The following is a 1,084-nucleotide window of genomic DNA, read 5'->3' as shown; positions in this document are numbered from 1 at the left end:
TTTTTTGGGGTGATGGCGTGCCTTTTGAAGAATGAGCCTGCGAGTCAGCGGCATGTCGCGAGGTTAACCCGTTTGGTGGGGTAGTCGTAGCGAAAGCGAATACTAACTAGTGTGTTTTTAGTGGCATGTCCTGGACCCGAAGCGGGGTGATCTACCCATGGCCAGTGTGAAGCAGAGGTAAGACTCTGTGGAGGCGCGAACCCACTTAGGTTGAAAACTGAGGGGATGAGTTGTGGGTAGGGGTGAAAGGCCAATCAAACTCCGTGATAGCTGGTTCTCCCCGAAATGCATTTAGGTGCAGCGTCGTGTGTTTCCTCCTGGAGGTAGAGCTACTGGTTGGTTTAGCGGGACTATCATCTTAGCGACATCAGCCAAACTCCGAATGCCAGGTTAGGTCAGAGCACGGCAGTGAGACTGCGGGGGATAAGCTTCGTAGTCGAGAGGGAAACAGCCCAGATCGCCGGCTAAGGCCCCTAAGGGTGTGCTAAGTGGAAAAGGATGTGGGATCGCGAAGACAACCAGGAGGTTGGCTTAGAAGCAGCCATCCTTGAAAGAGTGCGTAATAGCTCACTGGTCGAGTGGTTCTGCGCCGACAATGTAGTGGGGCTCAAGTACACCGCCGAAGCCGCGGCAATCACCATTTTGTGGTGGTTGGGTAGGGGAGCGTCGCGTGACTGCTGTGAAGCGCTGGGGTAACCCTAGTGTGGAGTGTGCGCGAGTGAGAATGCAGGCATGAGTAGCGAATGAGGAGTGGAAAACTCCTCCGCCGAATGACTAAGGGTTCCTGGGCCAGGTTAATCCTCCCAGGGTGAGTCGGGACCTAAGGCGAGGCCGACAGGCGTAGTCGATGGATAACGGGTTGATATTCCCGTACCCGTGTGTCCGCGCCCATGGTGAATCAGGGATACTAACCCACCTGAACACGCGCCTTGTGCCAGCCTTTTAGGTTGGTTGGTGTGTGTGATGCTGGGGACCTGAACTGGTAGTAGCCAAGTGATGGGGTGACGCAGGAAGGTAGCCGTGCCACGTGATGGATATCGTGGTGTAAGCGTGTGGCCCGTGTTCTAGGTAAATCCGGAGCACA

The 1,084-nt window shown here is 55.3% G+C and carries 1 rRNA gene; it reads left to right on the top strand.

The annotated features are described in order from the left end of the window. Nucleotides 1-1,084 (top strand): 23S ribosomal RNA (locus HMPREF2847_RS07050); the annotation flags it as partial.

This window comes from Corynebacterium sp. HMSC074C03, assembly GCF_001838285.1.
Taxonomy (GTDB): Bacteria; Actinomycetota; Actinomycetes; order Mycobacteriales; family Mycobacteriaceae; genus Corynebacterium; species Corynebacterium amycolatum.
Note: the sequence above shows the minus strand (reverse complement) of the source record. Positions and strands in the feature narration are given on the sequence as shown.